3 protein-coding genes, 1 tRNA gene and 1 rRNA gene are annotated in these 9,917 nt (G+C 69.2%); 1 reads left to right on the forward strand and 4 read right to left on the reverse strand.

Annotation, left to right across the window (positions count from 1 at the left end; translation table 11 throughout):
* Window positions 1-194 precede the first annotated feature (194 nt).
* Window positions 195-5,651 carry a HAMP domain-containing protein gene (locus tag ACIPK3_RS26695; protein ID WP_402573587.1) on the reverse strand — a complete coding sequence of 1,819 codons (5,457 nt, stop codon included), beginning with the start codon at window positions 5,649-5,651 and terminating at the stop codon, window positions 195-197.
* 435 nt (window positions 5,652-6,086) lie between these two features.
* On the opposite strand from ACIPK3_RS26695, the gene ACIPK3_RS26700 reads away from it, so the two are divergent.
* Window positions 6,087-8,837 carry a SpoIIE family protein phosphatase gene (locus tag ACIPK3_RS26700; RefSeq protein WP_402573589.1) on the forward strand — a complete coding sequence of 917 codons (2,751 nt, stop codon included), beginning with the start codon at window positions 6,087-6,089 and terminating at the stop codon, window positions 8,835-8,837.
* Between the two features lie 53 nt (window positions 8,838-8,890).
* Here ACIPK3_RS26700 and ACIPK3_RS26705 read toward each other — a convergent pair.
* The 3 genes from ACIPK3_RS26705 to rrf all read right to left on the reverse strand — a co-directional run.
* A tRNA-Thr gene (locus ACIPK3_RS26705) sits at window positions 8,891-8,966 on the reverse strand.
* 85 nt (window positions 8,967-9,051) lie between these two features.
* Window positions 9,052-9,714 carry a DegT/DnrJ/EryC1/StrS family aminotransferase gene (locus tag ACIPK3_RS26710; protein ID WP_402573608.1) on the reverse strand — a complete coding sequence of 221 codons (663 nt, stop codon included), beginning with the start codon at window positions 9,712-9,714 and terminating at the stop codon, window positions 9,052-9,054.
* A gap of 116 nt (window positions 9,715-9,830) precedes the next feature.
* Window positions 9,831-9,917, reverse strand: a 5S ribosomal RNA gene (rrf, locus tag ACIPK3_RS26715); the annotation flags it as partial.

The raw sequence follows: 9,917 nt of genomic DNA on the forward strand, positions 1-9,917 counted from the left end.
GGGCGCCGCCCCAGGGGACGACTCCCTTTCGCCGCCCGTCCTTGTGCCGGTCATGGTAGCCGCACCCCGCCCATCGACACACCCTGTCACCGCGATGTCACTGTGCACATAGCGGAAACGTGGCAGGAGACCAGAAGGTTCCCCGAATCCCGCACTTCCACACGGCTTCCGCCACCCGGAACCAACAACTCCCGTCACTCCGGGCGCATCCACTGCTCCATGACCGACAGCAGATGGTCGGGATCGACCGGTTTGGTCACATAGTCCGAAGCACCCGACTCGATCGCCTTCTCCCGGTCCGCCTTCATGGCCTTCGCGGTCAGCGCGAGGATGGGCAGCCCGGAGAACTGTGGCATCCGCCGGATCGCCGTCGTCGTCGCGTATCCGTCCATCTCGGGCATCATGATGTCCATCAGCACGACCGCCACGTCGTCGTGCTGCTCCAGCACCTCGATGCCCTCACGGCCGTTCTCGGCGTACAGCACGGACAGACCGTGCTGTTCCAGCACGCTGGTGAGCGCGAACACGTTGCGGATGTCGTCGTCGACGATCAGCACCTTCTCGCCGCCGAACCGCACCACGGCGCTCGACTGGGGCGCCGTCTCCTGCTCGCCGATCGGCCAGGACTCCGTCCGCTCGTCGGCGGTCAGAGAGCTCCGGCGGCGGCGCCGGAAGAGAGCGGCGGCGCCATTCTGAGTCTCCTGGTACGACTTCACCTCGGCCGGCGTCTCGATGCCCGACCCGGAGAACTCGGCGGGCGACGCCTCCGGGGCGTCCGCGTCGCCCGCCTCCAGCTCGGGCACCGACTGCTGGTAGCCCTGCGGCGGAAGCTCGCTGGGCCGCAGCGGCAGGTAAAGCGTGAACGTCGAGCCACGGCCCGGCTCGCTCTGCGCGTGGATCTCACCGCCGAGCAGCTGCGCGATCTCCCGCGAGATGGACAGTCCGAGGCCGGTACCGCCGTATTTGCGGCTGGTCGTGCCGTCCGCCTGCTTGAACGCCTCGAAGATCACCCGCATCTTGCTCGCGGCGATGCCGATGCCGGTGTCCGTCACCGAGAACGCGATCAGCTCGGCGTCCGGGTCACTGAGCGAACCGGCTTCCAGCAACTGCTCCCGGATCGCCACCGGCACGCCCGCGCCGGCCGGCCGGATCACCAGCTCCACCGACCCGGAATCGGTGAACTTCACCGCGTTGGACAGCAGGTTGCGCAGCACCTGGAGCAGGCGCAGTTCGTCGGTGTGCAGCGTGGCGGGCAGCTCCGGCGACACCCGCACCGACAGGTCCAGGCCCTTCTCCGCGGTCAGCGGACGGAAGGTTGCCTCCACGTAGTCGACCAGCTGTACGAGCGCGATGCGCGTCGGGGACACGTCCATCTTGCCCGCCTCAACCTTGGACAGGTCGAGGATGTCGTTGATCAGCTGGAGCAGGTCGGAGCCCGCCCCGTGAATGGTCTCGGCGAACTCGACCTGCTTCGGGGAGAGGTTCCCCTCCGCGTTGTCGGCGAGCAGCTTGGCCAGAATCAGCAGGGAGTTGAGCGGCGTACGCAGTTCGTGCGACATGTTGGCGAGGAACTCGCTCTTGTAGCGCATCGACATGGCGAGCTGCTCGGCGCGCTCCTCCAGGACTTGCCGCGCCTCCTCGATCTCGGTGTTCTTCACCTCGATGTCGCGGTTCTGCTGGGCCAGCAGCTCGGCCTTCTCCTCCAGCTCCGTGTTGGACGCCTGGAGGGCCTTCTGCCGGTTCTCCAGCTCGGCCGACCGCTCCCTGAGCTGCTCGGCCAGCTCCTGCGACTGCTTCAGCAACTGCTCCGTCTTGGTGTTGACGGAGATGGTGTTGACGCTCGTCGCGATCATCTCGGCGATCTGGTTGAGGAAGTCCTTCTGGATGTGCGTGAACGGCGCGAAGGACGCCAGCTCGATGACGCCGAGCACGTTGCCCTCGAACAGCACCGGCAGCACGATCACCTGCGCGGGCGGTGCCTCACCCAGCCCGGAGGAGATCTTCAGGTATCCGCTGGGCGCGTTCTCCACCAGGATCGTGCGCTTCTCCTTGGCGGCCGTCCCGATCAGCCCCTCGCCCGGCCGGAACGACGTCGGCATGGAGCCCATCGAGTAGCCGTACGAGCCGAGCATCCGCAGCTCGTACGCGTCCTCCGAATCGGCGCCCATGTCCTTGCCGTCGACCAGGGGCATCGTGAGGAAGAACGCGCCGTGCTGCGCGGACACCACCGGCGTCAGCTCGCTCATGATCAGCGACGCCACGTCCTCCAGGTCGCGGCGGCCCTGCATGAGCGCGGAGATACGGGCGAGGTTCCCCTTGAGCCAGTCCTGCTCCTCGTTGGCGATCGTGGTGTCACGCAGGTTGGCGATCATCTTGTTGATGTAGTCCTGGAGCTCCTGGATCTCGCCGGCGGCGTCCACGTCGAGCTTCAGGTTGAGATCGCCGCGGGTCACCGCGGTGGCCGCGCGCGCGATGGCGCGCACCTGGCGGGTCAGGTTTCCGGCCATCTCGTTCACGGACTCGGTGAGGTCCCGCCAGGTGCCGTCCACGTCCCGCACCCGCGCCTGACCGCCGAGCTGCCCCTCGGTACCCACCTCACGGGCGACCCGGGTGACCTCCTCCGCGAAGGACGACAGCTGATCGACCATGGTGTTGATCGTCGTCTTGAGCTCAAGGATCTCGCCGCGGGCGTCAATGTCGATCTTCTTCGTCAGGTCGCCCTTGGCGATGGCCGTCGTCACCATCGCGATGTTGCGCACCTGACCGGTCAGGTTCGACGCCATCCCGTTCACCGACTCGGTGAGGTCCTTCCAGGTGCCCGCCACGCCCGGCACATGCGCCTGCCCGCCCAGGATGCCGTCCGTGCCCACCTCACGGGCCACCTTGGTGACCTGGTCGGCGAACGAACTCAGCGTCTTGACCATCGTGTTGATCGTGTCGGCGAGCTGGGCCACCTCACCGCTCGCCTCGATGGTGACCTGCCGCGTCAGGTCACCGTTGGCGACCGCCGCCGAGACCTGGGAGATGTTCCGCACCTGCATGGTCAGGTTGTTGGCCATGAGGTTCACGTTGTTGCTGAGGTCCTTCCAGATGCCCGTGACACCCGGCACGTGCGCCTGCCCGCCCAGGATGCCCTCCGTGCCCACCTCACGGGCCACCCGGGTCACCTGCTCGGCGAAGGACGACAGTTGGTCGACCATGGTGTTGACCGTCGTGACGAGCTCGAGGATCTCGCCCTTCGCGTCAACAGTGATCTTCTTGGACAGGTCGCCCTTGGCGACGGCGGTCGTGACCTCGGCGATGTTGCGGACCTGGATGGTCAGGTTGTTCGCCATGAAGTTCACGGACTGCGTGAGGTCCTTCCACGTGCCCGCGACCCCCTGCACCTCGGCCTGCCCGCCGAGCATGCCCTCGGTGCCCACCTCGCGGGCCACCCGCGTGACCTCCTGGGCGAACGACGACAGCTGGTCGACCATCGTGTTCAGGGTGTTCTTCAGCTCCAGGATCTCCCCGCGCGCGTCCACGGTGATCTTCTGGGACAGGTCACCGCGGGCCACCGCCGTGGCCACCTGGGCGATGTTGCGCACCTGGGCGGTGAGGTTGCCCGCCATGCCGTTCACGGAGTCGGTCAGATCGCGCCACACGCCGGCCACACCCGGCACCTGTGCCTGACCGCCGAGCCGGCCGTCCGTACCCACCTCGCGCGCCACCTTGGTGACCTGGTCGGCGAAGGCGGACAGCTGGTCGACCATCGTGTTGATCGTGTTCTTCAGCTCGAGGATCTCGCCGCGCGCGTCGACGTCGATCTTCTGCGACAGGTCACCCCGCGCCACCGCGGTCGTCACCTGCGCGATCTGCCGCACCTGCGAGGTGAGGTTGCCCGCCATGAAGTTGACGGAGTCCGTCAGCTCCTTCCAGGTGCCCGAGACGCCGTCCACCCGGGCCTGACCGCCGAGCCGGCCCTCCGTGCCCACGTCCCTGGCCATCCGTGTCACCTGGTCGGCGAAGCTCGACAGCTGGTCCACCATCGTGTTGACGGTGTTCTTCAGCTGAAGCATCTCGCCCGACACGTCGACCGTGACCTTCTGCGACAGATCGCCGTTGGCCACCGCCGTCGTCACCTGCGCGATGTTGCGCACCTGCCCGGTGAGGTTGCGGAACGCGGTGTTGACGGAGTCGGTCAGGTCCTTCCAGGTACCGGCCGCCCCCGGCACCTGCGCCTGGCCGCCCAGCTCACCCTCGACACCGACCTCCCGCGCCACCCGCGTGACCTCGGCACCGAAGGACGACAGCTGGTCCACCATCCCGTTGACGGTGTTCTTCAGCTCGAGCATCTCGCCGGCCACGTCCACCGTGACCTTCTGCGACAGGTCACCGTTGGCCACCGCCGTCGTCACCGCGGCGATGTCCCGCACCTGCGTCGTCAGGTTCCGGAACACCGTGTTGACGGAGTCGGTCAGGTCCTTCCAGGTACCGGCCGCGCCCGGCACGTTGGCCTGGCCGCCGAGCCGGCCCTCCGCACCGACCTCGTTGGCCACGCGCGTGACCTCGTCCGCGAAGATCCGCAGCGTCTCGGTCATCTGGTTGATCGTCTCGGCGAGCTGCGCGACCTCGCCACGGGCCGGGACCGTCACCTTCCGGGACAGGTCACCGCTCGCGACCGCCGTGGTCACCTGGGAGATCCCACGCACCTGGGCGGTGAGGTTGCCCGCCATGGTGTTGACGGAGTCGGTCAGTTCCTTCCACACCCCGGCGACCCCGGGCACCTGCGCCTGGCCGCCCAGGATGCCCTCGGTGCCCACCTCACGGGCCACCCGGGTCACCTCGGACGAGAAGGAGGACAGCTGCTCCACCATCGTGTTGACGGTGTTCTTCAGCTCCAGCATCTCGCCGGCCACATGGACGGTGACCTTGCGCGAAAGGTCACCCCGGGCGACCGCCGTGGTCACCAGGGCGATGTCCCGCACCTGAGCGGTCAGCCGGTTCGCCATCGTGTTGACCGACTCCGTCAGGTCCTTCCACGAACCGGACATACCGCGCACCCGGGCCTGGCCGCCCAGCTTGCCCTCGGTACCGACCTCACTGGCCACCCGCGTGACCTCGTCCGTGAACGTCGACAACTGGTCGACCAGGTTGTTGACGGTCCGCCCCACCCGGAGGAACTCGCCGCGCAGCGGATGCCCGCCCCCCTCCGGCGTCTGCGTCCGCAGCTCCATGCGCGGCGAAAGATCACCCTCGGCCACCGCGGTCAGCACCCGGCCCACCTCGGAGACCGGCCGTACAAGATCGTCGACCAGCGCGTTCGAGGCGTCGATGGCGGCCGCCCACGAACCCTCGCAGGCCCCCGTGTCCAGACGTTCTGTGAGCTTTCCCTCACGCCCCACCATGCGCCGCACCCGGGACAGCTCACCCGTCAGATGCAGGTTGCGGTCGGCGACCTCGTTGTAGACCGCCGCGATCTCCGCCATCACGCCGTCGCCGGAGACGGTCAGCCGCTTGCGGAAGTTCCCGTCGCGCATCGCCACGAGAGCCGTCAGCAGCCGGTCCAGGGCAGCCGTGTCGACCGTCGTGGTCCCGCCTCGCTGCTTGCCCAGGGACTGTCCGCCCTTCGCGCGCGCCTTGGTGCCACGCGTCGCTGCGCCAGACTCCACTGTGTCCCTCCCGCAGGGGTCGACCGTTACCGCTGTGCTCGGATGCTGCTGCTCAGGTACTGCCGCAGGGTGAACCGGCTCACCACTGCGTACCGGTTACCGCCGCGTATTACTGCCGCATGTGTGATCCGGTGGACGTGCCGGATGCGATCCGGCCACACCAGGGGCTGATGCCCCCCGTACGCCGAGCGCATTCGGTCCGACCCGAGCCGCACCAGAACACTGCCCAGTGTTTCACCCCTGTTGAACCCGGCCATAACAGTTCGGCACCTTCGCACATCGTCCGCACACCCTTCGGGGCGTAAACACTCGCGACCGGCATCCGCTCGGACGGCGAAGGTAAGTAACCTTGCATACGGCTGTCCAGCCGCACCGGTCCGTCCGGCCTGGGCGGTGGACCAGAACGAGCGGGCATCGGAGGGGCGGCCGCAGACCATGACCACCGGAGTGATCCCCGGGGGACAGTCCCCGGAGCCGTCAGGCGCGCGGCTGCCGCACCAGCGGCACGAGCGGGCCGGCCACGAAGACGTGCACATCGACGACCGGTCGAGGAGTTCTGTGATCACCGCGCGCGCGGGCGCCAACTTCGAGCCCGTCGGACGGTCCGTCGCGACCGCCCGCTCCTTCGTCCGCGACACCCTCCAGGGGTGGGGCTTCGCCGACATCGTCGACGACGCCGTGGTCCTCACCAGCGAACTGGTGACCAACGCGGTGGTCCACGCGGGCACCCACGCCGACGTCCTGTGCCTGCGCAGCACGGACGGCGTCCGGATCGAGGTGGCCGACCGCTACCCGGAGCGGGAGGTCCCGCTCCAGACCTCGGCCGTCAACATGGGCAGCCCCGACCGCGAGGGCGGCCGCGGTCTCCAGCTCTGCGCGGCCCTGGCCGGCCGCTGGGGCGTCGAGTACACACCCACGCACAAGAACGTCTGGTTCCAGCTCGACCTCCCGGAGCGTTCGGTCGGCACCCGGGCCGCCGGCCCGTCGCTGCCCGCCGAGCTCCTCCCGCTCGCCGACGGCCGGGTCCGCGTCGCGGTCGTCCAGATCGACCGCAAGGGCTCCGTCACCTCCTGGAACGAGGACGCGGAGGAGGTGTTCGGCCACCCCTCCGGCCAGGTCATCGGCAAACCCCTGACCGACCTCGCGGCATGGCCGCACACTCCGGGCACCGGCACCGGCATCGCCGAGGCGCTCCAGCTCTCACGCTGGGAGGGCAGCTACGGCATCCGGGGCGCCGACGGCCGGGTGATCCCGGTGTACGCCTCCCACCTCCGGGTCCGTGACACGGCCGGCGAGCCCTCCACGGTCTGCCTGCTGGTACGGGACCACGAACGCGCCGTCCTCCAGACACCGTCCCGCGTCCCCGCCGCCGACTCCCCCGCCGTCACCGACGGCCAGAGCGCCGACCCGTTCGAGGTGTTCATCGGCTCCCCGGCCCCGGACGACCTCGACGGGCTCCTCCAGCGCACCGTGGAACGCGCCCGCGACATGCTCGACGCCGACTCCGCGTTCCTGCTCCTCGCGACCGACGACGAGACGGAACTGGAGGTCCGGGCCTCCACCGGGCTGCCCTCCGCACGCCAGCGCTTCGCCCGCGTCCCGGTCGAGGCGGGCCCGGGACGCTACGGTTCGGCCCGCATGCCGGCCGTCCACGAGGACCTGACGGCCGTACCCGGCGCCGTGCCGCTGCTGAACGGCACCGGCATGCGCTCGGTCGTCACGGTCCCGCTGAAGGTCGAGGGCCGCCTCACCGGCTCCCTCGGCGTCGCCGCCGAGGCGCCCGGCAGATACTCCAACGAGGAGGCCCTGCGCCTCCAGTTCGCCGCCGACCGCATCGCCCTGGCCGTCGAGTCGGCCCGCCTGGGTGAGCTGGAGCGGCTGCGCCGCGGTTCGCTCAGTTTCCTGGTGGAGGCCTCAGACCTCCTCGCGGGCACGCTGGACCGGGACCAGACCCTGGCCCTGATGGCCCAGATGACGGTACCGACGCTCGCCACCTGGTGCGCCGTGTACACGATCGCCGACCCGGCCTCGGAGCCGTTCCTGTCGTATGTCCTGCACGAGGACGAGGAACTCATCGACGGCATCAAGTCGTTGCTCTCGAAGATCGCCCCGCCCGACCCCGTGCTCACGCCCGGCGCCCGCGTCTGGACGGCTCCCGCCGAGGTCGCCCACCAGGCGGCCCTGCGCAGTTCCATGCGCAGCCTGGGCCTCAGCGGCGGCGCCACCCACCAGGTCGCCTCCGGCATCGGCCCGACGCTCGCCACGGCCGCCGCGGTCGGCGGCGAGACGGTCGTCCTGCCGCTCGTCGCCCGCAACCGGGTCATCGGCATGTTGACGCTCGGCAAACCGACCGACGAACACTTCCGCCAGGAGATCCTGGAACTGGCCGAGGACCTGTCCCGCCGGGCCGCCCTGGCCCTGGACAACGCCCGCCTGTACTCGGAGCGCACGGCCATCAGCCAGGCCCTCCAGCGCAGCCTTCTCCCGCCCGGCACCCCGCACATCGAGGGCATCGAGGTCGAGGTCATCTACTGCGCGGCCGGCGAGGGCAACGAGGTCGGCGGCGACTTCTACGACGTCTTCCCGATCGGCGAGGGGGCGTACGGCTTCGCGATCGGCGACGTCTGCGGTACGGGCCCGAACGCGGCGGCGGTCACCGGCCTCGCCCGGCACGCGCTGCGTCTGCTGGCCCGGGAGGGTCTGAGCGGCCCGGCGGTCCTGGAACGCCTGAACTCCGCGATCCTCGACGAGGGCGCCCGCAGCCGCTTCCTGACGCTCCTCTACGGCGAGATGCGCCCGCAGCCGGACGGCGGTGCGGAGCTGAAGGTGGTGTGCGCCGGTCATCCGCTGCCGCTGCGGCTGCGCCAGGACGGCTCGGTGGAGGCCGCGGCCGAGCCGCAGCCGCTGCTCGGTGTGATCGAGGACCTCGAGCTGTACGAGCAGACGGTGACCCTCGACCCGGGCGACGTCCTGCTGTGCGTCACGGACGGCGTCACGGAGCGCCGTGAGGGCACGCGCATGCTGGGCGACGACGGCCTCGCCGATGTTCTCGCCACATGCACCGGCCTCACGGCGGGCGCGGTCGCCGCCCGGATCATGCGCGCGGTGGAGCGGTTCGCGTCCGACGCTCCGTCCGACGACATGGCGATCCTGGCGATGCGGGTCCCCGGACTCCACAACGAGTAGAAACGGACAGGGACATGAAAAAGGCCTCGCCCATATGGGCGAGGCCTTTTTGCTGGAGCCCCCAAACGGAATCGAACCGTTGACCTTCTCCTTACCATGGAGACGCTCTACCGACTGAGCTATAGGGGCCGGTCACTTCGAGGTTTCCCTCGCTGCAACGGAATAGAGCATACCCCGAACAGAGCCGCACTCCCAAACCCGTTCGGAGGCGAGTTCAGAAGGCCGGCTGGAGAAGCCCGCCCAGCGCATTGCACGCACCCACGATCCGCTGCATGTCGCGCTTCGTCAGGGACGCGTCGACGGGCAACGCCAGCGTTTCGTCGGCGGCCCGCTCGGTCTGCGGCAGGGACACACACCGCCGGTACTCGGGCAGCCGGTGCACGGGGGTCTTCACCGGCACCCGGCATGCGACTCCCCTGGCCCGTACGGCTCGTGCGAAGGCGTCACGATCCGGTCGGCCGTTCCCGGGGACCCGCACCACATATTGCTGGTAGGTGTGCCCGTCGCCGCCGTCCGGCGTCCGTACGCCCCTCAGCCTGCCGTCGAGGAACGCGGCGCGTTCCCGCCGCTGGGCGATCTCGTCGTACGGCGCCTCGGACTCCGCCTGCTCCAGCACCAGGAGGCCGTGCCGCTGCCCGAGACCGCGCAGACGGGCGACGTCGGCGCGCCGTCCGAAGCGGTGCACGACAACGACGGCCGTGGAGCGCGGAGTTGTCGCCGCTTCCACGGCGGACGCGTCCAGACAGTAGGTCAGTGGGTCGATGTCCGCGAAGACCGGAAGCGCACCGGCCAGCGATACGGCCTCGGCCACTTCCACGTTTCCATAGGCCGGAACGATGACCTCGTCACCGGCTCCGACACCGGCAGCCTTGAGCATTGCAGCGGTACCCATGCTGCGGATGCTCCGCGTGGAACGTGAACTCAAAGTTACGCATAGCAAAAAAGGGTCGGTCCCCGAACCGAAGCTCGGGAACCGACCCTTATTCAATATTTGTTCGGCGGCGTCCTACTCTCCCACAGGGTCCCCCCTGCAGTACCATCGGCGCTGTGAGGCTTAGCTTCCGGGTTCGGTATGTAACC

This window comes from Streptomyces sp. NPDC086787, assembly GCF_044745865.1.
GTDB lineage: Bacteria > Actinomycetota > Actinomycetes > Streptomycetales > Streptomycetaceae > Streptomyces.